The sequence below is a fragment of the Bacillus sp. V26 genome (assembly GCF_034296245.1).
Taxonomy (GTDB): Bacteria; Bacillota; Bacilli; order Bacillales; family Bacillaceae; genus Bacillus; species Bacillus halotolerans.
In genome coordinates this window covers 727,464-749,641 of sequence record NZ_JAXKQF010000001.1, presented here as the reverse complement: position 1 = coordinate 749,641, position 22,178 = coordinate 727,464, and the positions used below count along the sequence as shown (strand labels likewise).

Annotated in this window: 26 protein-coding genes; 1 reads left to right on the top strand and 25 read right to left on the bottom strand. The window is 42.4% G+C overall.

Translation table 11 applies throughout. From position 1 onward, the window contains the following. Positions 1 to 21 precede the first annotated feature (21 nt). From menG to UJ203_RS04070, 13 genes are all read right to left on the bottom strand, one after another. Complete coding sequence (menG, locus tag UJ203_RS04130) at positions 22 to 723, bottom strand: demethylmenaquinone methyltransferase (protein ID WP_024121869.1); 702 nt, start codon at positions 721 to 723, stop codon at positions 22 to 24. A 5-nt stretch (positions 724 to 728) separates the two neighbouring features. Continuing rightward, positions 729 to 1,484 (bottom strand): heptaprenyl diphosphate synthase component 1, encoded by a 756-nt coding sequence (gene hepS, locus UJ203_RS04125; protein ID WP_322008666.1) that lies wholly within the window; start codon positions 1,482 to 1,484, stop codon positions 729 to 731. A 164-nt stretch (positions 1,485 to 1,648) separates the two neighbouring features. Beyond that, positions 1,649 to 1,876 (bottom strand): trp RNA-binding attenuation protein MtrB, encoded by a 228-nt coding sequence (mtrB, locus tag UJ203_RS04120; protein WP_003225517.1) that lies wholly within the window; start codon positions 1,874 to 1,876, stop codon positions 1,649 to 1,651. 21 nt (positions 1,877 to 1,897) lie between these two features. Further along, positions 1,898 to 2,470: a GTP cyclohydrolase I FolE gene (folE, locus tag UJ203_RS04115; protein WP_322008665.1), complete on the bottom strand. Its 573-nt coding sequence runs from the start codon at positions 2,468 to 2,470 to the stop codon at positions 1,898 to 1,900. 175 nt (positions 2,471 to 2,645) lie between these two features. Next, positions 2,646 to 2,924: a non-specific DNA-binding protein Hbs gene (gene hbs / locus UJ203_RS04110; RefSeq protein ID WP_003153447.1), complete on the bottom strand. Its 279-nt coding sequence runs from the start codon at positions 2,922 to 2,924 to the stop codon at positions 2,646 to 2,648. Positions 2,925 to 3,296: 372 nt separating this feature from the next. Continuing rightward, complete coding sequence (gene spoIVA / locus UJ203_RS04105; RefSeq protein ID WP_010334746.1) at positions 3,297 to 4,775, bottom strand: stage IV sporulation protein A; 1,479 nt, start codon at positions 4,773 to 4,775, stop codon at positions 3,297 to 3,299. 182 nt (positions 4,776 to 4,957) lie between these two features. After that, complete coding sequence (locus UJ203_RS04100) at positions 4,958 to 5,692, bottom strand: hypothetical protein (protein ID WP_024121872.1); 735 nt, start codon at positions 5,690 to 5,692, stop codon at positions 4,958 to 4,960. Positions 5,693 to 5,714: 22 nt separating this feature from the next. Next, entirely contained in the window at positions 5,715 to 5,918 is a 204-nt protein-coding gene (locus UJ203_RS04095; RefSeq protein ID WP_322008664.1) for a DUF2768 domain-containing protein, read from the bottom strand. 336 nt (positions 5,919 to 6,254) lie between these two features. Then, entirely contained in the window at positions 6,255 to 7,292 is a 1,038-nt protein-coding gene (locus UJ203_RS04090; protein WP_103671758.1) for an NAD(P)H-dependent glycerol-3-phosphate dehydrogenase, read from the bottom strand. A 16-nt stretch (positions 7,293 to 7,308) separates the two neighbouring features. Beyond that, positions 7,309 to 8,619 (bottom strand): ribosome biogenesis GTPase Der, encoded by a 1,311-nt coding sequence (gene der, locus UJ203_RS04085; RefSeq protein ID WP_322008663.1) that lies wholly within the window; start codon positions 8,617 to 8,619, stop codon positions 7,309 to 7,311. A gap of 153 nt (positions 8,620 to 8,772) precedes the next feature. Beyond that, complete coding sequence (locus UJ203_RS04080; RefSeq protein ID WP_024121875.1) at positions 8,773 to 8,967, bottom strand: capping complex subunit for YIEGIA; 195 nt, start codon at positions 8,965 to 8,967, stop codon at positions 8,773 to 8,775. Then, positions 8,964 to 9,857, bottom strand: a complete 894-nt coding sequence (locus UJ203_RS04075) for a YIEGIA family protein (protein WP_044155014.1) — start codon at positions 9,855 to 9,857, stop codon at positions 8,964 to 8,966. Before UJ203_RS04075 ends, UJ203_RS04080 begins: the two co-directional genes overlap by 4 nt. Continuing rightward, positions 9,854 to 10,456 carry a hypothetical protein gene (locus UJ203_RS04070; protein WP_322008662.1) on the bottom strand — a complete coding sequence of 201 codons (603 nt, stop codon included), beginning with the start codon at positions 10,454 to 10,456 and terminating at the stop codon, positions 9,854 to 9,856. The genes UJ203_RS04075 and UJ203_RS04070 overlap by 4 nt, the downstream gene beginning before the upstream one ends. A 77-nt stretch (positions 10,457 to 10,533) precedes the next feature. Between UJ203_RS04070 and UJ203_RS04065 the strand changes: the two genes are divergently transcribed. Beyond that, entirely contained in the window at positions 10,534 to 10,665 is a 132-nt protein-coding gene (locus UJ203_RS04065; RefSeq protein WP_010334754.1) for a YpzI family protein, read from the top strand. A 49-nt stretch (positions 10,666 to 10,714) separates the two neighbouring features. Here UJ203_RS04065 and fni read toward each other — a convergent pair whose 3' ends face one another. The 12 genes from fni to UJ203_RS04005 all read right to left on the bottom strand — a co-directional run bounded on the left by fni (position 10,715) and on the right by UJ203_RS04005 (position 22,139). Further along, a complete protein-coding gene (gene fni / locus UJ203_RS04060) occupies positions 10,715 to 11,764 on the bottom strand; it encodes a type 2 isopentenyl-diphosphate Delta-isomerase (protein ID WP_322008661.1) in 1,050 nt (349 codons plus the stop codon). Positions 11,765 to 11,776: 12 nt separating this feature from the next. Then, complete coding sequence (gene rpsA / locus UJ203_RS04055; protein ID WP_024121879.1) at positions 11,777 to 12,925, bottom strand: 30S ribosomal protein S1; 1,149 nt, start codon at positions 12,923 to 12,925, stop codon at positions 11,777 to 11,779. Positions 12,926 to 13,161: 236 nt separating this feature from the next. Beyond that, positions 13,162 to 13,836 carry a (d)CMP kinase gene (gene cmk, locus UJ203_RS04050; protein ID WP_322008660.1) on the bottom strand — a complete coding sequence of 225 codons (675 nt, stop codon included), beginning with the start codon at positions 13,834 to 13,836 and terminating at the stop codon, positions 13,162 to 13,164. Positions 13,837 to 13,914: 78 nt separating this feature from the next. Then, a complete protein-coding gene (locus tag UJ203_RS04045) occupies positions 13,915 to 14,091 on the bottom strand; it encodes a YpfB family protein (RefSeq protein ID WP_105954937.1) in 177 nt (58 codons plus the stop codon). Between the two features lie 44 nt (positions 14,092 to 14,135). After that, on the bottom strand, positions 14,136 to 14,792 hold the full coding sequence (locus UJ203_RS04040; protein ID WP_322008659.1) for a flagellar brake protein: 657 nt from the start codon (positions 14,790 to 14,792) through the stop codon (positions 14,136 to 14,138). 93 nt (positions 14,793 to 14,885) lie between these two features. Beyond that, positions 14,886 to 16,238 carry a germination protein YpeB gene (ypeB, locus tag UJ203_RS04035; RefSeq protein WP_283912420.1) on the bottom strand — a complete coding sequence of 451 codons (1,353 nt, stop codon included), beginning with the start codon at positions 16,236 to 16,238 and terminating at the stop codon, positions 14,886 to 14,888. A gap of 36 nt (positions 16,239 to 16,274) precedes the next feature. Then, positions 16,275 to 17,189, bottom strand: a complete 915-nt coding sequence (gene sleB, locus UJ203_RS04030; protein ID WP_322008658.1) for a spore cortex-lytic enzyme — start codon at positions 17,187 to 17,189, stop codon at positions 16,275 to 16,277. A 143-nt stretch (positions 17,190 to 17,332) separates the two neighbouring features. Beyond that, positions 17,333 to 17,989, bottom strand: coding sequence for a glutamic-type intramembrane protease PrsW (gene prsW, locus UJ203_RS04025; RefSeq protein WP_322008657.1), 657 nt, complete (start codon positions 17,987 to 17,989; stop codon positions 17,333 to 17,335). Positions 17,990 to 18,110: 121 nt separating this feature from the next. Beyond that, the gene (locus UJ203_RS04020) at positions 18,111 to 19,085 is read right to left on the bottom strand and encodes a YpdA family putative bacillithiol disulfide reductase (RefSeq protein WP_322008656.1); all 975 of its coding nucleotides are present in this window, start codon (positions 19,083 to 19,085) and stop codon (positions 18,111 to 18,113) included. A gap of 108 nt (positions 19,086 to 19,193) precedes the next feature. Further along, a complete protein-coding gene (gene gudB, locus UJ203_RS04015; RefSeq protein ID WP_044154979.1) occupies positions 19,194 to 20,468 on the bottom strand; it encodes an NAD-specific glutamate dehydrogenase in 1,275 nt (424 codons plus the stop codon). Between the two features lie 156 nt (positions 20,469 to 20,624). Beyond that, a complete protein-coding gene (locus tag UJ203_RS04010) occupies positions 20,625 to 21,209 on the bottom strand; it encodes a genetic competence negative regulator (RefSeq protein WP_010334765.1) in 585 nt (194 codons plus the stop codon). A gap of 150 nt (positions 21,210 to 21,359) precedes the next feature. Further along, positions 21,360 to 22,139, bottom strand: coding sequence for a metallophosphoesterase (locus UJ203_RS04005; protein ID WP_322008655.1), 780 nt, complete (start codon positions 22,137 to 22,139; stop codon positions 21,360 to 21,362). Positions 22,140 to 22,178 lie beyond the last annotated feature (39 nt).

Sequence of the window (22,178 nt, the reverse complement as noted above, 5' to 3'; positions counted from 1 at the left end):
TTCACCCAAACATCTGTGTTTTCATTTCCATCCGATATGCGTGGCAGCAACTCCGCCAGTAAACGAATGATATTTGACATTTTTCAGACCCGCCTCTTCAAACAGGCCTGCCAGTTCCTTCATACCAGGGAATTCTCTGGCTGACTCTTGGAGCCACGAGTATTCTTTATAGCTTTTCGCAAACAGCTTCCCGAAAAACGGCATAATATACTTAAAGTACATAAAATAAGCCTGTCTAAATCCAAACATTTCAGGCTGTGAGGTTTCCAGGCATACTACTTGTCCTCCAGGCTTCACCACACGTCTCATTTCTTTCAGTACGGTCAAATAATCAGGCACATTACGCAGACCGAAGCCAATTGTTACAAAATCAAATGTATTATCATCAAAAGGGAGCTCCATTGCATTTCCGTGCAGCAGTTCGATTTGACTGAAACCGCCGTCTTTTACTTTCTGTTTGCCGACGCTCAGCATGTTTTCGCTGAAATCCAAACCCTTTATCTCACCGGTTTTACCGGCTGCTTTTGCAAGAGCAATCGTCCAGTCAGCTGTTCCGCAGCAAACATCAAGAGCTTTGGCGCCTTCTTTTACACCCATGATGCGCATCGTTTTATCACGCCATTTTTTGTGCTGCTGAAAACTGATGACAGAGTTCATTTGGTCGTAGTTTTTATATATTTTTTCAAATACTCCGTGTACGCGCTGTTCTTTTGAGTCCTGCATAATGGTTACCCTTCTTCCACTTTCTGATGATAAGTTTGGTCTTGGCTGATTGTCTTCAGGCGGTTTAATAAAATTTGCTGAATAGGTGAGCTTAGAGGCAGAAGTGACTCAATGCTGTTCTTTGCTTTCTTAAAACACTCTTCCAGCATCTCTTCTTTTGTATTCCCCAGCTGTATAACACTGCCGATCACATCTAAAAATGTATCATTTCCGGTCATAAGCCGCTTATATACAAAAAAATCACTCGATAGCTTCTTCCAGCGCGGGAGATTGAAATGTTCAGACACCCGATGGAATAGAGCTGATTCAACGATGCCGACACTTTCGAAAAAATGGTGTTCGTCCTTTACAGATCGGTCATACAGACGAATTTTATGTTCATTGATTTCTTTAATTGCTGTAGCGAGCGTTCTAATCATGTAGATATCCTTCATTTCAGATAGTAATGAATAGTACAGTCCGCTGAAATAATCGCCTGCAAGAACAGTCAATTGGCGATTCTTGTTTTCGTCTCGTTTTATGACTCTGGCTGTCGTTACTTCATCATGGGTATCAAGGGCGCTTTGTACAAGCATCGCTGTTACAATATAATTTTCTCTGTCATTGTTTTTTATGTCCGCTTCCTCAAATAATGCATGAAAAAGAAGAAGCTTATCCTCATCGATCTTAGGCGCAGAAATATGCTTCGCTAAATAAGGATGAGACAGCTTTTGTTTTATTTTCGTGTTCAGATTGGCTAAAGTTCCGTAGATGTCTTGCAAAAATATCACCCTTGTCCCCAAATTCACATTTATTTCTAAATCATATGTATGAGTTTTATTTTGTCATAAGATTACGCAGGTATCATTATAGCATAAAAAAAACAAATTGGCTGTATCCTCCCGCTGTTTGCGAGCATTGCTTTAAAACAGCGGGGACAGCCAGCTTATTTTTTTTCGCTTTTCATTTCTCCGTATGCGGTTTGAATGAGCGCCTCTCCTCTGACTTTAATGGCAGAAGTATGCTCTGTAAACTGAGCAATGATCACTTCTCCCTTGTCGAGTTTTTCGGAGTGGTGAAACTTTGTGTCTGTTCCTCTTGTCAGGCCGATCACATTCACTCCGTCCTCAACCGCTTTAATGACGACAAAATCACTTGAATGCTTTTCGTTCATTTATAGCACCCTCTATCTTTATTAGTCCTGGCGTTTAATATGTTCCAATACTTCAGCGCGGGCAGCGGCATCATCTTTAAAAACGCCTCTGACTGCTGAAGTGACAGTTTTTGCACCCGGTTTTCTGACACCGCGCATCGTCATGCACATGTGTTCTGCTTCAACCACTACCATTACGCCATGCGGGTCAAGCGTTTCTACGATGCTTTCCGCAATTGTAGAAGTGATGCGCTCCTGAAGCTGCGGACGCTTTGCAACTGCCTCAACGGCACGCGCCAATTTGCTGAGCCCTGTGACTTTTCCGCCCCGCGGTATATATGCAACATGTGCTTTTCCGTAAAAAGGAACAAGGTGATGCTCACACATAGAATGAAACGCGATATCTTTTACTAGAACAAGCTCCTCATGGTCCTCACCGAAGATAGTCTGGAAATGTTCTTTTGGATCTTCATTCAAGCCGGAGAATACTTCGGCATACATCTTTGCGACTCGTTTCGGAGTATCAAGAAGCCCTTCTCTGTTTGGGTCCTCTCCGATCGCTTCTAAAATTTGACGAACAGCTTGTTCGATTTGTTCTTTATTAACTTCTTTCATGTTCTGTGTCCTCCACCAATGAATACATTTAATTTCGATTCTAGCACACATGCCCCGCTAAAAGCAAAGTGAATGCACACGCTCCTAAAAAAATGAAAAGCCCCTTAAGAAGGGGCTTTTCTGTGAAGAAATAAAGTGTATGTAATCTAGATGCATACACGATCTATATTCACAATTATTTTCCGGCAACTGCGTCTTTAAGCGCTTTACCTGGTTTGAAAGCAGGTACTTTGCTTGCTGGAATTTCGATTTCTTCACCTGTTTGAGGGTTGCGTCCTTTACGTGCAGAACGTTCACGCACCTCGAAGTTACCAAAACCGATCAGTTGGATTTTATCACCGTTTTTAAGTGCATCTAAGATCGTATCAAAAACAGAGTCAACTGCTTTTGTCGCGTCTTTTTTAGACAATTCGCTTGCTTCCGCAACCGCATTAATAAGTTCTGTTTTGTTCATGCCTTTCACCTCCTCCCAAAAGGAATAAGCTCAGTTCGTTTATTATCATTTCTTCACAGTTCAGTCTGATTCTAAACCTGCCTGAGAAAAAAATCAGACAAGCAAGAGAAAGACAATTAAACGGCTTTTAAGAAAAACTGCACTCCAAGGAATGTTTGTCCATCAGAGTGAAGAATTTCTGTATGTAGAGTAACACATATAAAAAGCCATATCAAGCATTTTAAAGCGTCAATCCCTTGCTCGTCAAGGATTTAACGTGATTTATCGAACAAATATTCCTTTTTTTCCTTTTTTCATCCTATTCCTTGATCCTTTTCCAATATTAAGAGCAAAGAAAAAAGACCTCCTATTCTATAAAGAGGTCTCCCCGCATTACAGGATAATGGCGATTAAGCCGCCTGATCCTTCGTTTATGATTCTTTCTAATGTTTCTTTTAATTTATATCGTGCGTTTTCAGGCATCAGTGACAGCTTAGCCTGAATCCCTTCTCTCACGATAGAGCTGAGCGATCTTCCAAAAATGTCAGAATTCCAAATTGAAAGCGGATCATCCTCAAAGTCCTGCATTAAGTAACGCACCAGTTCCTCGCTTTGTTTTTCAGTTCCGATAATCGGCGCAAATTCGCTTTCGACATCCACTTTGATCATATGGATTGACGGTGCGACAGCTTTCAATCTTACGCCGAATCTGGAGCCTTGCCGTATAATTTCCGGCTCATCCAGACTCATGTCAGTTAAAGCAGGCGCTGCAATGCCGTATCCCGTCTGTTTGACCATTTTTAAAGCATCGGACACCTGGTCATATTCCGTTTTCGCATGGGCAAAATCCTGCATCAGCTCAAGCAGGTGGTCTCTGCCCCTGATTTCAACGCCTACCACTTCTTTTAGGATTTGATCATATAAATGGTCGGGCGCATACAAATCAATTTCTGCAACCCCTTGGCCGAGCTCAATCCCGGCTAATCCGGCACTTTCAATAAACTCAAACTCGCTGAATTGACCGACAACCCTGTCGACATCACGGAGCCGTTTAATATCCTTAACAGTTTCCTTCACTGATTCCTGATAGCTCTCGCGCAGCCAATGGTTTTCTTTCAGCACCATGACCCAGCTTGGGAGATTTACATTTACTTCAAGCACCGGAAACTCATAAAGAGCCTCTCTGAGAACATTCAGTACATCGTTTTCCCGCATACTTTCTACGCTCATTGCCAAAACAGGGATATCGTATTTCTCGCTTAAATCCTGGCGCATCGCCTCTGTCTCCGGGTGATACGGTTTTACTGAGTTAATGACCATAATAAAGGGTTTTCCGACTTCTTTCAGCTCTTCAATGACTCTTTCTTCCGCCTCTATATAGTCACTTCTGGCGATATCGCCAATCGTGCCGTCTGTCGTAATAACCACTCCGATGGTCGAATGTTCTTGAATCACCTTCCGCGTTCCGATTTCAGCAGCCTCATGAAACGGGATCGGTTCTTCGTACCAAGGTGTATTAATCATCCGCGGGCCGTTTTCATCCTCGTATCCTTTTGCACCCGGCACTGTATAGCCTACACAATCTACTAATCTTATATTGACATCGAGTCCGTCTGATACATGAACAGACATCGCCTGATTCGGAACAAATTTAGGCTCTGTAGTCATAATCGTTTTTCCGGCTGCGCTTTGAGGCAGTTCATCCTGCGCACGTGCCCGGTCTGCTTCATTACTGATATTCGGGAGCACCACAAGCTCCATAAATTTCTTAATAAACGTAGATTTCCCTGTACGGACAGCACCAACGACTCCTAAGTATATATCGCCTCCTGTTCGTTCAGCGATATCCTTGAAAATATCGACCTTTTCCAAGTGATCCCCTCCCGGACTTCCTATCCTTATCAATTTTATTAACCTTTTTCAATCAAACACAGGACACTATATGTGTATGACGTTGTCCTATTTCAATATGACATCTTTAGAAAATTTTCCATCCTTAATCTATTAAAGTATAAAAAAACCTTTCTCCCTATTTGTATGCAAGGGAGAAAGGTTCATTCCTTTTTTATATCATTTTCTAAAAAAACAGGTTCTTGTTTGTCATTAACGGTATATTTCACTGAAAATGCGGGGACGAAAGGCGTCTCTTCCCATATTATGTCCTGTATTTCCGTGCCGGGTTTAAAAGTTTTTTTGCTTTTTTTGAGACAGGAAACGAGCTCTGTCCGATAGTCGGCATAAATTTCTCCGTCTCCGTCAATCATAAGCGGCAGGGAGTTTCCTGAGATTGGGCTTGTGACAGAAAGAGAGTCAGCCTCCCCTAGTTTTTTCCCATCAAGCGTAAACAAGTCACGCGCTAATACATCCTGATATGGCGGATATTTATGTTCTTGGCGGTACATTTGAACGCGTAATTTGATATCACGTATTTTTTCCGCCATCTTTACATCAATCAGTTTAACAGTCGGATTATTCTCTACATCGACAAGCACGTATTGATAGTCTCCGCCGCTTTCATATGCCGTGCTTGGAGGTTCAGCCATATATCTCGGCGCTAAACGGTTAAAATCTATCGGATATTTTTGATAAAGCGGTGTTGACATATCTTTTGTTTGAATCGGAAGCAGTCCTCCGTTTGCCTTTTGAAATTCATCAACGGCTGATTGAACCAGCTTTAATTGGTCCTGATATGGAGTGGCTTGTACACTGCTTTTCCGTTCATGCGGATATAAACATCCAGATAAGAAAATCACTGCTACAAAAATCATAGCGCACTTCAGTTTACCCATACAGCACTTCCTTTTAACAGCTTTATTCATTAACAGGGCCGCTGAATACCACCATAAATACAATAATTCCCGAAATTAATACACACATGTAAGCAAACGATGAAACCGCAATCTTCAGAAAACGGTTTCGGCATTTAAAACGGCTTAAATAGATGCATGCTACGGCCAGAAACATCAGCCCCATGGAACCAAGGGCAAACCACATTTTGATCAATGCCAGACTCAAATGACCCGCGCCCCCTCCGACATTTGTTTTGTAAGCGTTACATTTTATTTTAATATACAGCGCTTGAAAAGATCAACCAGATTTTCCATCCTTTGATAGAATAAAAAAACTGAAGCAAAGAGGGGGACTTTGCTTCAGTCAAATTGACTATATTCACCTACGTTTAAGAAACACTCTCTTGGACTTCGATGCTATAGTATGCGACTTTGCATACAGATGCATCCTCTCTTGCCTAAATCGGCAAAATGTTTCAGGAGATCCCAAGGCATGGGTATTCTTCTGTGTTTCGGGCTTTCGTGCAATTAGAATATGCGGAATTCTATTCCGTTGACACTTTTATTTAACTTGGTTATCAAATGTATTCACCAAGTCCTCCATCTCGTGGGTTTTCCCTCTCGCCATCAAGGATTCAACAGCGGTTTCTACCTTTTGTCCATTAAACAGAACTTGATGAAGGGCTTCTGTAATCGGCATTTGCACCTGATATTTTTCTGAAAGCTGGTAAGCCGCTTTTGTCGTGCGCACTCCCTCAACGACCATTCCCATTTCTTCGAGAACGTCCTCAAGCTTGTACCCTTTTCCGAGTAAATTGCCGGCACGCCAGTTTCTGGAGTGAACACTTGTGCACGTAACAATCAGGTCTCCGACACCTGTCAATCCGGAAAACGTTAGCGGATTCCCGCCCATTTTTGTGCCGAGTCTCGCAATTTCAGCAAGACCCCGCGTAATCAAAGCAGCTTTGGCATTATCGCCGTATCCTAAGCCGTCTGTGATGCCAGCAGCAAGGGCGATAATATTTTTCAGAGCGCCTCCGATTTCAACACCGATAATGTCAGGATTTGTGTACACCCGAAAATTGTGGTTTATAAACAGATCCTGCACCTCTTCTGCAGCCTGCATGCTCTTTGAAGAGGAAGTGACGGTTGTCGGATGCCGGAGTCCTACTTCTTCAGCATGGCTCGGCCCGGAGAGCACGACAATGTCCTTTCTGACATCACTCGGGAGCTCAAATTCCATAATTTCAGAAATACGCAGGAGCGAATCCGGCTCTATCCCCTTACTCACATGAACAAAAACTGCTTTTTTCGTCATAAAAGGCACTGCCTGTCTCAACACTTCCCGAATCGCTTTGGTCGGAACAGCAACTATGATGAAATCTGCGTCTGACACAGCTTCTTTCATATTGGTTGTCCCTTTCATAGTTGTAGGCAGCTTAACATTTGGCAAATAGTCTTTATTCTCATGCAGCTCATTGATTTGATGTATTAACTCTGCACGGTGAGCCCAGACGCATACTTCATTTCCGTTATCGGTTAAAACTAAAGCCAGCGCGGTTCCCCAGCTCCCTGCTCCAAGCATTGTTACTTTTTTCATTTTGATTCACACCTTTTTATTTTCTAGCTCTTGCAAATATTTTGATTGGTGTCCCCTCAAAACCGAACGCGTCTCTGATTCGGTTTTCTAAAAATCGTTCGTATGAAAAATGCATCAGTTCCGGATCGTTTACAAACACAACAAAACTCGGCGGCTTCACCGCAACTTGAGTCGCATAATAAATTTTCAAGCGTAACCCGTTATGAGTCGGTGTCGGATTCATTGCCACAGCATCCATAATGATGTCATTTAAGACATTCGTCTGGACACGAAGTGAGTGATTTTCACTTGCTTTAATGATTGCAGGCATGAGCGTATGAATCCGTTTTGTCGTTAATGCTGACATGAACAGAATCGGTGCATAGTCAAGAAATTGAAAGTGGTCGCGGATATTTTGTTCAAATTCTTTCATCGTGCTTTCATCTTTGTCAACAGCATCCCATTTATTCACTACGATCACGACAGCCTTGCCTGCTTCATGTGCATAACCCGCGATTCGCTTGTCCTGTTCGATAATGCCTTCCTCGCCGTCAAGCACCACCGCAACAACTTCAGAGCGGTCGATGGCTTTCAGCGCCCGCAGCACGCTGTACTTTTCAGTCGTTTCATACACTTTACCTTTTTTTCTCATGCCGGCAGTGTCTACAATGACAAAATCCTGCTGGTTATAAGTAAATGTTGTATCAACCGCATCTCTTGTTGTTCCTGCCACGTTACTCACAATGACACGATCTTCGCCAAGAATCGCGTTTACCAGAGAAGACTTCCCTACATTCGGGCGTCCGATCAGGCAAAATTGAACGACTTCATCATCGTATTTTGTCTCAGGGATATTTTTGAAATGCTCCGCTGCGGCATCCAATAAATCACCTAGGCCCAGCCCGTGTGTTCCTGAAACCGGATACGGTTCACCAAAGCCCAGCGAATAAAAATCATAAATATTCGCTCTCATTTCTGTGTTATCCAGTTTGTTTACCGCTAAAACAACAGGCTTTTTCGTGCGGTACAAAATTTTCGCTACTTCTTCATCAGCAGCAGTCACACCTTCACGGCCATTCACCATAAAAATAATGACATCCGCTTCATCCATGGCGATTTCGGCCTGCTCGCGTATCTGTGTTAGAAACGGCTCATCACCGATATCAATACCGCCCGTATCAATCAAATTAAAATCATAATTCAGCCATTCAGCCGAGCTGTATATCCGATCCCTTGTCACACCAGGGGTATCTTCTACTATTGAAATTCTCTCACCCGCAATCCGGTTAAAGATTGTGGATTTTCCTACATTCGGTCTCCCGACAATGGCTACGACAGGTTTACCCATAGTACCCTTCCTTTCGATCCAGCCGCTTTCATTTTTACATAAATTCTCAACCGGTTATTTAAATCATCTCATTCACTTTTATGAAAAGAAACCCTTCAGAGGAAGGGCTTAACTCATTTATTATATCAGTTTTTACTGGGATCACAACTATTCTTAAAAATGTTTCACGATCAAATAAACATCTTCCCCAATTCTATGGGCAATTCCGTCAAGGATTGCCTCAAGGTTTTTAGCGAAAAGCTCCATCTCTTTTTGGTCATTACAAAAAAAGATAGGTGTCCCTCCTGAAGCACGGTTCCGGTTTGTCGTGATAACAGACAAAATCACTTTCGTCAGCGATTCACTCATCCTATCACCTTATCCTGTTTTTTGATAAATTCCGTAGGCATTCTGATCGCGTTTTCCAAGGTCGGAACATTGCTGATAATCTGAACAGCTGTTTCCGGGTGATGAATTTGCGGCAGGACAAAAACGCCCACTCTTCCGTCATTAAGATCCCTTTTCGCGATTGGCGTCAGGGACGGCTCTCCTGAGTCCCGATACACCCCCAGCACATTGGAGACATCAAATAAAATGGCCTGGCGCTGACCCAGGTTGGCAATGGTTGCAGCTGAATTAAAATTTTTAGGCGTTAAAATAAACCCCATGCCATGCTTTAAAATCAGCTCCTGTTTCTCCGGAAGTCCGATGTTCATCATATAAATATTATCTACAAACAGACCCGGCCCTTCAAAGTGAGGCTCTATGTACTCAATATCGACAATATCTTTCAATACACTGCCGGACATAAATTTCATCGCTAACAAAAAACAAACAACAGCGGTGATGACAGCAGCCCAGATTGAGAAAAACACGTACGCCGATGTTGTCAAAAGAGCAGTAAAAATTACGATATAATTTCTGCTTTCAAACGCAATGGCGATTCCTTCAATGTAAGTGCTTCCTCTTGAGACAAGTTCGTACGAATCCATTTGTGTCAGCGTATTCCGCTCCATATTTCTGACATCTCTGAATTGAGTGGCTGCAAGTGTCAAAAACGTGATGGCCGTAAACTCCTCCTGTAATAGCGCCGGCATAATAATTGCCCCTAACCCTGCCGCAATAAGCCCAAGTGCTATATGAATGACTTTTCCGTGAATATAGGTCGGATACTGACGGTAATCTGTTTTCAGCATATACAGCCTTGTGGCGACTCCTGCTACGACCCCCGCAATAATCGGATAGATGTAATCACTCATGACATTTTAGTAGCTCCTTTGTTTGATCTTTTGCCTCTCTGGCCAATTTGACTGGCGAGCTGTTCATATTTTGATATGCCAAACAGCAATATCGTTCCCGCAGAGCACGCGTTAAGCCATTGAAAACCTCCGACAGCTGTATGCCCTGCCAATTGTTGAATGACAAAAGAATACACCAGTTCGCCTTGGCACATTCCTAGAACATATAAGGCAAGCTGCATCTGAAAATCCCTTTCAACAGAAGCAGTCAACAGCACACATAATACAACAGCGGTCCACTCAGGTTTTATGATGAACCAAACCGGATCATATAATGCAAAAAGATAAACAAACGCATACCCGGAAACAAGCGTCAGGTGCACCATGATATAGCGAAATCGTTTATACATCCCTAAATATCCGGCATAGGCGCACCCGCAAACGAAAAACATCACGTACGCCGCATTCAGAGAAAAATATAAAGTAAAGTGATGTATGCTTAAGATGATATTAGTCAAAATAAATACTGAGACGGCAAAGCGCCTTTTCGTCTTTCCAAGAATAAAGGTTGTCAGCACCCACAAAAACCACATTGACCAATAATAATAAAATTGTTCCATATCGCTTCCTCCATACTCCCAGTATGGAGTCTAAACACTTTTTTTAAACAAACCGCTTTACGTAAAGGAGAATGATCATGGGAAAAGACAGACAGGAGAAAAAACTCAAGGCTTCGGGCAGAGTGGAATCAGACCGGGACCAATCGATTCACTATGACGGAGCCACCAGCCTTGAACAAAACGGCAAATTTAAAAAGCGTAAATCATAATACAAAAAGCCCAAAACTCACACCGTTTTGGGCTTTTCTTATACAGCTGTCAACGCACATTGTAATTGAAAGTATGAATGCCTCTCTCTGTCAGCCAGTGATGAGTCTCACCTTTTATGACAAGAGGAGCCTTTTGCAAATCAGAAATCGTACTGGTGCCAAGCACAGTCATAATCATTTTTAATTCCTCTAGGATCAGCTGAATCTCTTCAAGCAGCCCTTCTTCGCCTTTTTCAGTCAGCGCTTTTAAGAAGTGCCCTGCCATTCCGGTACAGGAAGCCCCAAGAGCTATCGCCTTCGCGACATCAAGCGCATTTTGAAGGCCGCCGGACGCAATCGTTGTTTTACTGGGAAACTCAGAGCGGATTTCTGCCAGGCTCGCTGCTGTTGAAATCCCCCATGAGTTGAAAAAAGTGATCTGGCGCTGTCTTCGGAGATTTTCTATTTTCGAGAAATTTGTCCCTCCGTAACCGCCGATATCAACAGCTGCCGCACCAGCTTCATACAGCTTCCTTGCTGATTCTTTGCTCATTCCGAAGCCTACTTCTTTTATTATGACAGGCACTTTGACTTCGCTGCAGACCTGTTCAATACGGGAAAGAGCGCCGTTAAAGCTTCTGTCACCTTCGGGCATGACAATTTCCTGAATCACATTCAGGTGAATCTGCAGCGCATCCGCCTCAATCATTTCGACAGCTTCCTTCGCCTGACGAGCTGTCGCCTCACTGCCCAGATTGGCAAAAATCAGCCCATTCGGATTTTCCTTTCGGACGATTTCATACGAATAGCGTTCAGACGGGTCTTTTAACGCCGACATTTGTGAGCCGACAGCGAGAGGAATATCAGCTATACGAGCTGCTCTAGCAAGCGCCTTATTAATTTCATATGTAAGTTGTCCGCCGCCGCCAGTCATTGCATTGATAAAAATCGGCGAACTGCTTGAAAGTTCGCCGATTTTTGTGGAAATATCTACTTGTTCTAATGCAAGATCGGGCAGACTGACATGAACAAACGTAATATCATCAAGACCCGTCTCCCGCTTTTGGCCGGTAGACAGGGCATGATTGATGTGTTCTCTTTTCCGTTCTGCTCGAGTCACGTTTATCACCAATTATTTTAGTTTATTAAGCTTATCTCCGATCAGATCTCCAAGCTGGAAGCCAGTGCTTGTTTCTTCCTTCGCCTGATATTGGCGGTAATCCTCTTGATCGGCTTTAGGAGCTTCTTCAAGCTCACGCATGCTTAATGAAATGCGCTCTTCATTTTCATTCACATCAAGAACCTTCACTTTTACAGTCTGTCCTTCTTCAAGAACTTCATGCGGCGTGCCGATGTGTTTATTAGAAATTTGAGAAATATGAACGAGACCTTCTACGCCAGGAAGAATTTCAACAAACGCACCGAAGCTCACGAGGCGCTGAACCTTTCCTTCAAGCACATCACCCGGCTTGACCTTCTCCCCAATTTGGCTCCAAGGCCCAGGTAGAGTTTCTTTAATAGATAAAGAAATACGCTCATTATCCCGGTCAACCGATAATACTTTCACTTTCACTTCCTGTCCCTCTTCCACAACATCAGACGGCTTTTCAACGTGGGAGTGGGAAAGCTGTGAAATGTGCACAAGCCCGTCGATACCGCCGATATCAACAAACGCGCCAAAGTCAGTCAGGCGCTGCACTTTACCATCGAGTACACTTCCAACTTCTAGAGACTGAAGAAGGTCTTGTTTTTTATTCGCCTGCTCACTTTCAACAACCGCACGGTGTGAAAGGATGACGCGGTTTTTATCACGGTCAAGCTCTACTACGAGCAGAGACAGTGTTTTTCCTTTATAGTCGGTAAAATCTTCTACAAAATGCGCTTCTACAAGTGATGCCGGAATAAAGCCTCGAACGCCGATATCAACGACTAGACCGCCTTTTACGACATCTTTCACTTCAGCTTCAAACACTTCTTTTGTTTCAAATTTTTTCTCAAGGTCTTCCCAAGCGCGGTCTGCATCAACAGCACGTTTAGATAAAATCAAAGCATCGTCTTCCACTTTTGTTACTTTCAGGTCAAGCTCGTCGTCTACTTTTACGACATCCGATGCTTTCTCTACATGAAGACTTGATAATTCACTGATTGGAATAATACCGGACTGTTTGACATTGATAATTTCAACATCCACATGCTTGTCCTCTACCTTTGTCACAATCCCTTTTACTACATCTCCAACCTCTGGTACTTGAACATCAATTTGATTCATTTCCTCTGTCATTTGAATAACCTCCTTGGTCCAAACCTACACAGCTTAATTAAAAACGGTTTGAAAGCTGAACACGTATCATGCATGTCCGCTTTTAGCCGAATATGTATTAAAGAATCATCCAAAAAAGATTTTGAATGATCAATAAAAAGTTTTATTAGTATTAACTTCTAATAAAAGGACAGGTTTGTCAAGCAATAACATTCTTTCTTTGTTGAAAAATTCAAAAAAAGTGGCCTCCGCTGGTATCAGCGGGACTTTTGCTCCACTACATCAAGGATTTTTTCAGCAACTTCCTGAATGGAGAGAGAAGTCGTGTCGATTTCAAGCGCGTCATCTGCTTTTCGAAGCGGAGAAACTTCACGCTCTGAATCAAGTTTATCTCTTCTTGCAATTTCCTCAATTAATGTTTCGTAATTGGCATCGTAGCCTTTTTTTACATTTTCTTCATAACGGCGTTTCGCTCTCTCTTCAACAGATGCCAAAAGAAAGATCTTCACTTCGGCATTTGGAAGCACATGAGTTCCGATATCACGTCCGTCCATGACAACGCCGCCTTTTTCCCCGAGCTGCTGCTGGCGTTTCACCATTTCTTCCCTGACGCTTCTGTGCTTGGCAGCAATTGAAACTTGATTGCTGACCTCGTCTTTTCTGATGTCCTCAGTCACATCTGTGCCGTTGACAAGCACCTTTTGTCCTTCTTTTGTTGTAATCAGCTCAATATCGGTTTGCTTTAACAGCTCAGCCAATTTTGCTTCATCTGTCAAATCAACTTTTTCTTGTAAAGCCACATATGTAATGGCCCGATACATCGCTCCCGTATCAATATATATGTACGATTTTTTTTCAGCCACAATTTTGGCAACGGTGCTTTTCCCCGCAGCAGCCGGGCCGTCGATCGCAATCGATATTTTCTTTTCCATAATTCCTCTCCTTGCTCTTTTCTCCTCTATGGATTGTATCATGAACTTTATGAAAAAGGGTGAAAAATTCATGAATAATTAATGTTTGAAGGTTTCTATCCAATCATTAACTTCCATTTTATCCACCCCTTCATATTGAATCACTTTTGAGACATAAGGTTCAATATGCTGATAGTGAAAAAGAAACTGGATACCAAGTAAAATCACTGCCTGAATGAACAATAATTTGAGCAGCAGCCGTTCAAAGGTCTTCATCAGCCCACCTCCATCACAAATAGTATGGAAGTGTTAGCCGATGTTTATTCCAATCGTCCCTTTCTTCTCTTGTTTACCTGGCGGCGAATGCAATACTGAAGAAGGAGCTGCTGATCACCGGCTGAAATCTCCGAATACTCCAAGGTCATTTTACGTTTGCCTGATTTTGAATCATTAAACACACGCCTGACAACCGCGTCAGCCTCTATTTGATGCGTTTTTTCCTCATCCTGAAGGCTGATGAACAAGCGCAGCGTATCCCCGTGCTGAAAAGAATAGCCATCTGTCACAATCAAAGCAATACCGCCGGCGCTGATATTGTACGAGAGTGTATGAAACCCGTCTTTTTCATCTGCCGGCTCGACCAGCACATCCAATACCGCGTCAGTTCTTACATATTGCCGGCGCTGAATTCGCTTCATTTTTTCACGGGGAGGCACTTCAAGGCAGATCATTTGAAGCTTGTCCGTCACTTTTCCCTTCATGCGGCTTGAGAAGCGGTAAGGCACTTCGTCTTTACCAACAAATTCTACCGTTACTTCAGTATCATGATGCAAAATCACGGTTCTTCCTGTGTTTACATCAACCGGATATGCGATCAGGAGCTCTCCGTTTTCTATACTCACGGCTTTGCTATTTGCTATTTTTAAATCATTTTCTTCAATGTATTCTAAGTGTACAGTTTCACCAATCTCTATCATTGACTTCACTCTTTCGCATTCAATATACTCACTTTTTTATTAAATCATGTAATGAAAAAAAGGAAAAGACTTTTAGTCCTTTCCTCCTAGTTTTTATAGGTCTTTATATATAGGTTCAGCATTTTTTAGTTTTTCAACTTTCTCTTCCGTTCCGTCATTAGCATTTATATACATTCTGAATGTATCATTTTCAATCGTACCCAGCATTTCATAGCATAATACTTCCTGTCCTAATTCATTTGTGATCACAGCAAGCCTTGTTTCTCTCACTTCTACATTTTTGTTTAATTTTGCTTTCGCATCTTGTTCAGAGATAGCCGGCTTTGGTATGTCTCTTTTTCTGTGGGATGTTAAGAAATCTCGCGCTGAAAAACCGACAACCTCGCCGTCATCCAAGGCAACTTTCATACGGATGGCTTCTGGATACATCCGGACATTATTTTCTATTGGAACATATGAGAATACACCGATTTTATCGTATTGCGCACTTTCATCGATTTCCAGATCTTTTGTTTCATATCCGTTTTTCTTTAGAAAAGCAAGGGCTCGATTCGATCCGTCATTCAAGCTGATTTTCTGATCTTTCACTTCTCTGTTTTGGATTAAATAAACCGGGTGTCCGCCTTTTTTTGTAATATCCATATATATCGCTGCTTTATGATCAGGATCTTTCATACTGATACTGTAGACGTCACGGTTTGTTTTTTTTCCGCTCTTTATCACTTTGATTGCATAATTGTCATCAGGTGCAAAGCGTTGGGCAATTTGTTTGGCTTCCTGTGCAGAAATTTCTTTTCCCTTCAGATGGGCAAAACCCTTCTCCTCTTTTTTGGTGCTGGTGAAACTTGGCCCAAGATCTGTTCCTGAGGCGAAGGATCCGACATTTTTTTCAACCGTTTTAAAGCTGTTGATGATCGTGTTATCACTCTGTTTTTCATCAGAGGCCAGCGCCATCTCTACATCCATCCAGCGCAAGTTCTTGCTCATGACAAGGTGCTGAACGTGGCGCAGTTCATTTTGTATATCTTCTGATTGCTGATAAAGCTTATTTAACGAAGTATACTCTTTTTCATCGAGCGGTTTTTGATCCAAATCTCTGATTGACGTTTTATAGCTGAAATCACCGATCTTGGATAACAGCTCTTCCGTTTTGTTAAACGGCATTAATGTAAGCGGCAGCTGACTGACACTGTTATGGGCTTCTGATGTAATTCTCCAAACATCTATCAATGCGGGGGACAGTGATTTTTTGCTGTTCATGGCAAGCGTTGCACCAATTTTATCATGCAGCTGGTCTACCTGATAGGTGAGCTCATGAAACGCCCGCTGATAGTTATTTTCAGCATGAAGAAGGACAGCGTCTTTTTCCTGGTGCTCTTTGTATCCCCAGTAACTAGTACCGACAATTGCAATACCGAGCACTGCGATTAAAATAGCTCTGATCATTTATCACACCTCATTTTTATGCTTTCTTATGTCCTGCTACTCACAGAAAATGTGTTTACCGATTCTCTTAATCTGCGGGCGTCCCCAAATCCACGCGCTGGTAGCTGTATCCGGATTAAAGTAATACAGCGCTTCCTCGGAAGGATCCCAGCCATTAATGGCGTCTAATACTGCTTCTTTTGCTGTTTCGTTCGGCTGCATATAAATTTGTCCGTCAGCCACCGCTGTAAAGGCAAGCGGTTCAAAAATAACACCTGATATTGAATTTGGAAATAACGGACTGTTTAAACGGTTCAAGATAACTGCTGCAATAGCAACCTGTCCCTCGTACGGCTCGCCACGTGCTTCCCCGTAAACCGCTTGAGAAAGCAGCCGAATATCATTATTGGAAAAACCGCCCGGCATGTTAGCTGCAACCGCATCCTGTTTTCTGGTTTTTGCAGGCGTGTTGTTGTTTTGCTGTTTATTCGCTTGCGGCTGCTGTGTTATTTTTTCAGCAGGCTGTTTCTGCCGCGTCTCTGCTTGCTGTCTTGCTTTTTGAGTCGCTGTTTTTGACGGTTTTGTTTGGTATTTCAGCGGTATTTTTCCGTAATGCGTGAATTTATTTCCTTTTTGAAGCTGCTCCATGACATATTCACGGTAATATTTAGACTTACATATCAAGGTCTTTTTGGTTTGGGCTCCGACCAGACCGTCTACCTCTTTTAAGCCGAATTGATCCTGAAAGTTTCGTACTGCCCAGTATGTCCCCCATCCATAAACCCCGTCAATTTTCCCATTATAATATCCGTTATATTGAAGACGCGCCTGCAGCTCGATCACATCGTCCCCTGTTGCCCCTCTTTGAATGACTTGATTAGAAAAGGCTGAAATGGTTTCAGTATTGATAAACGTCGTAATTATAAAGGAAAATAAGATGAGACATGCCATAATCGATCCTTTGGACTTCATTTTTTCAAGCCTCCTACAGCAAATTTTTGAGTGTAATCGTATTTTCTGTAACGAGGTTATTTTTATACACTCTTTCCTTCTTATCCCTCACAGCTTAAAAATTTCAGCAAATCAAAAAGCCGCACTATCGCTGTGCGGCTCTTCTAAATCTGCATCATATTAACAGAACGGGCTTTTTTTGCTTTTCGCAAACCAAACCACCATAAAAATAACATAAATGGAAGCATGTAATAGATCCAATTACTGAGGGCTGTCAGGATAAAGTCATACGACCCATGTAAAAGTGAAGGTACGGCCAACGAAAGAAAAAGCCATTTTACACGTGCTTTATCAGCGGAAAAACGCGCTTTCCCTAGGTAAAACCCCATAATCACTCCAATTAAGGCATGGCATGAAACGGGCAGCAGCGCTCTGACAAACGCATGCTCCACGCCATGACCGATTAAATAAAGAATATTTTCGAGTGTCGCAAATCCGAGCGAAACACTTGCGCCGTATACAATTCCGTCATAATGTTCATCAAAGTGGGCGTGCGGGTAAACACTGATCATTAAAATAAACCATTTTAATGATTCCTCCAAAAAGCCAGAAGACAAAAAAGAAACAAAAAAGCTTCCGCCTCCCACATTCTCTTTTTCAAGCACATACTGGATAAACATGGTGGGAAATACAAGAACAACCCCAAGAAAAAATGACCGAAGCACCATATGTACAGGTTCATTATCATACTGATCTTTTAAATAAAAATAACTTAACAGCGCGATGCCGGGAGCAATTCCTGCAGAGATGATTGCAAACATCAGGCAACCTCTTTCCTTTATATTCCTATGTCTATCCTACCATGTTGTGTATGAATTTACATCTGTCTGCCCTTAAAAAAACAAAAAGAGCATACGAATCCTTCAGTATGCTCTCCTCTTTTCATTTATCTTCTCTTTTTGCGATTTCATTTGCGATGTGGCCGCCGTGAAATCTTCCGTTTTCAATAAATATTTCATTTGCATTGTTTCCGGCAGCGATGACCCCGGCAATAAAAACGCCCTCCACATTGGTTTCCATCGTTTCTTCATTAAAAAACGGACGCCCTGATTCCTCATCGATTTTCACACCGATTTTTTTCAAAAATTGATGATCAGGATGATAACCCGTCATGGCAAATACAAAGTCGTTTTTAATGGTAATCAGCTCCTGCTGGCCGGAGCGGAAAACGACTTCATCTTCAGTGATTTTTTCTACACAAGCGCCAAATTCCATTCGGATTGTACCGTTTCTTACTAAAGATTCGAATTCTGGCAGAATCCATGGCTTAATGCTTGAAGAATACTTATTGCCCCTATATAAAACGGTGACACGCGCTCCTGATTTGACGAGTTCAAGCGCAGCATCTACACTTGAATTTTTCCCGCCGATAACGACGACGTCTTTATCGAAATACGGATGTCCTTCCTTAAAATAATGGAATACTTTCGGCAAATCCTCACCGGGTACGTTCATATAGTTTGGATGATCATAATAGCCTGTGGCAATAATGCAGTATGGTGTTGAATACGTCTCTTTTGACGTTTCGATAACAAATGAATTGTTTTCTGCTTTTGTCACTTTTTGCACCATTTCAAATGCATTCACACGGATCTTTTTCCGCTTCACGACTTCCCTGTAGTACGACAAAGCCTGAATTCTGACAGGCTTTCTGTTTTCGGTAATAAATGCCACGTCACCGATTTCAAGCTTTTCACTTGAGCTGAAAAAGGTTTGATGCGTCGGATAATTGTAAATACTGTTAACGACATTGCCTTTTTCAATGACGAGGGCATCAATGCCAATTTGTTTTAGGTGAATGGCCGCAGATAACCCGCAAGGACCTCCGCCAATAATTATTGCTTTTTCTTCAATCATTTCCGTCAACTCCTGCGATTGGCATTCGATTCACATTTTTCTATTTCCAAATAAAAAAATCTCCTATTTTATCATAGGAGATTTTTATTTTTTATGCAAATCATCAACTTATATCCAGCCTCTAAAGCGCGAAGCCTCCGCCATTTTACGCACGCCTACCATATAAGCGGCAAGTCTCATGTCGATTCTTCGGTTGTTGGCCATTTCATAAATATTGTTGAATGATTTTACCATCATTTTTTCTAATTTCTCTTCTACTTCTTCCTCGCCCCAGTAGAAGCCCTGATTATTCTGAACCCATTCAAAATAAGAAACGGTTACGCCTCCCGCGCTTGCCAGTACATCCGGAACAAGCAGAATGTCACGGTCTGAAAGAATTTTTGTTCCCTCAAGCGTAGTTGGGCCGTTTGCTGCTTCAACAACGATTTTCGCCTGAATGTTATGGGCATTTTCTTCTGTAATTTGATTTTCAATCGCGGCAGGAACTAAAATATCACAATCCAGTTCCAGCAGCTCTTGGTTTGTAATGGTATCGTTGAAAAGCTTTGTCACTGTGCCAAAACTGTCGCGGCGGTCGAGTAAATAATCAATATCCAGGCCTTCAGGGTCATACAGTCCGCCGTATGCATCGGATATGCCGACAACCTTTGCCCCTGCATCATGCATAAATTTTGCCAAATAGCTTCCGGCGTTTCCGAAGCCTTGAACGACAACTCGCGCACCTTTAATATCGATGCCTTTTTTCTTCGCCGCTTCTTTTATGCAGATGGTTACACCTTTTGCTGTCGCTGATTCTCTCCCGTGAGATCCGCCAAGCACAAGCGGTTTGCCTGTAATGAACCCAGGCGAATTAAATTCATCAATTCTTGAATACTCATCCATCATCCAAGCCATGATTTGTGAGTTTGTAAATACATCCGGTGCCGGCACGTCTTTCGTCGGACCGACAATTTGGCTGATAGCTCTGACATAACCCCTGCTTAGACGCTCCAGCTCTCTAAACGACATATCCCTTGGATCACAAACAATTCCGCCTTTACCACCGCCATATGGAAGATCAATGATACCGCATTTTAAACTCATCCAAATGGAAAGTGCCTTCACCTCTTTTTCAGTTACGTTCGGGTGAAAACGTATCCCGCCTTTTGTCGGACCGACAGAGTCATTGTGCTGGGCACGATAACCCGTAAAAATCTTGACTGAACCGTCGTCCATACGAACTGGTATTTTTACCGTTAATAATCTCATCGGCTCTTTTAACAGTTCGTATACTTCTTCAGGATATCCCAATTTTTCCAGAGCCTTATGTATTACGGTTTGGGTTGATTTTAATACATCAAGTTTGTCCTCTTCTGTATGACCGGTGTTTCGATCGGCTGCCATTTGAGTTAACCTCCTAGAATCTTCTGTTTCTCACATGCTCCCTTTCAGAGAATAGTATACACCTTCATATGATCTATGCATAGGATAAACGTTATGTTTTTCCATGTTTTTTAACAAAAAAAACCGCTGTAAAAAACAGCAGTTTTTCTTCCATTCTTATGAAAAATGAGTTTGGATTGTCTCTACAGCATTTCCGTCCATAATGAGCTTACCATACTCTTGTAAGCGATAAATCGTTAATGTTGTCGGATTGCCGTATTCAGCCAGGACCGCCACAACACCCTCGGCAGTCTGTGATCCCAAGTCTTCAAGGCTCAGAAAGTACTGTCCTTCATAGTGGTAGACAGTTCCTCCTGTAATACCGATCCGCTGTAAGCTTTCAGAAAGCTGAATGATATCTTCAAAGGAATGGAATTGATATATGATGTCCGCGCTTTCGTCAAGCTTGACTTGCATTTCGATGTAATCATCATCATACTCATCTTCTTCTGAATCCGCTTCTTGGTTCTTTGTTACGATCACAACCATCCCTTGTGCTTGGAGAGAATACACTTCCACTGCAATCGGTCCATTCGCTTCAAAGCCGAGCTCTGTATTTGCTTCATTCATCATATCTTTAAATAACTGGTGGACTTTAAATGAGTCCTTCCAGAGGTCTTCTTTTGTTAATCCACGATCAGTTAAATCATCGAGGGTCAAGAAGATTTTGATCTTATTATAATTCAGACGCTCAAGCCGCATAACGTTCCCTCCTGCCTCTACTTGCACACAAATCATATAACACATTATATGAGATGATGAGTCATAGGTTCTTAATTGTTATCAGTTTACACTGAGTTCACTAGTAAGACAAGCACAATGCAGTTTTTTATTGACACACTCTTTGGGAAGTCATTCAGGTGCTGCAAGTGTCACGATGTGTGCCTCAGGCTCCGCCCCTAAACGAAGGGGCACTTTTGTTGTGCCGTACCCATTGCTGATGAGGTACGCAGCATTTTTAACAAAACCGGTTGTCCCAAGCTCATAAGGGCCAAATTTCCCAAATCGAATCTGCCCGCCATGGGTATGCCCGCTGAATATCACATCAATACCGTCAGTTTCATTGATTTGTTGATGGATCTCAGGGTTGTGGCAAACCAGAACGTTCACCTGGTTCCCGTCAATTTCTTTAATCGCTTCTTCATAATCATCCATCTCCATCCTGATGTCATCCACTCCGGCTATGGTGATGGTATGTCCGTTATACGTAAAAGGAACCGATTCATTTCGCAGCGTAATAATACGGTGCGTTTTAAATATAGCATACAGTTCCCGCTGACTGATTTCATAATCATTGTTTCCCCAGACAAACATGACAGGAACTCCCAAACCCGCAAGCCTTCTGACGTTTTCCTCAATTCTCGAGCAGGACACCCCGCCCTCAGCTAAATCACCGCCGATTATAACCAGATCCGGCTGATGACCCTGCACTTCCTCTAAAAGACCGTGATCAACAATACGTTTATGAATGTCAGATATAAAAAAGATCGTAAGAGGCGGCTTCCCCTTCATTTTTGATAACGTAAATGTATGGATTTTTAGGTGATTGCCTTTTGCCACTGAATACATTTTTGCCGTCATTGCCGCTGCTGCAATAGCCAATGCACCGGCAATTTTCATTGATCGCTTCATTAAAAACTCTCCATTCTTTTAGAACTTATCAATAAGACG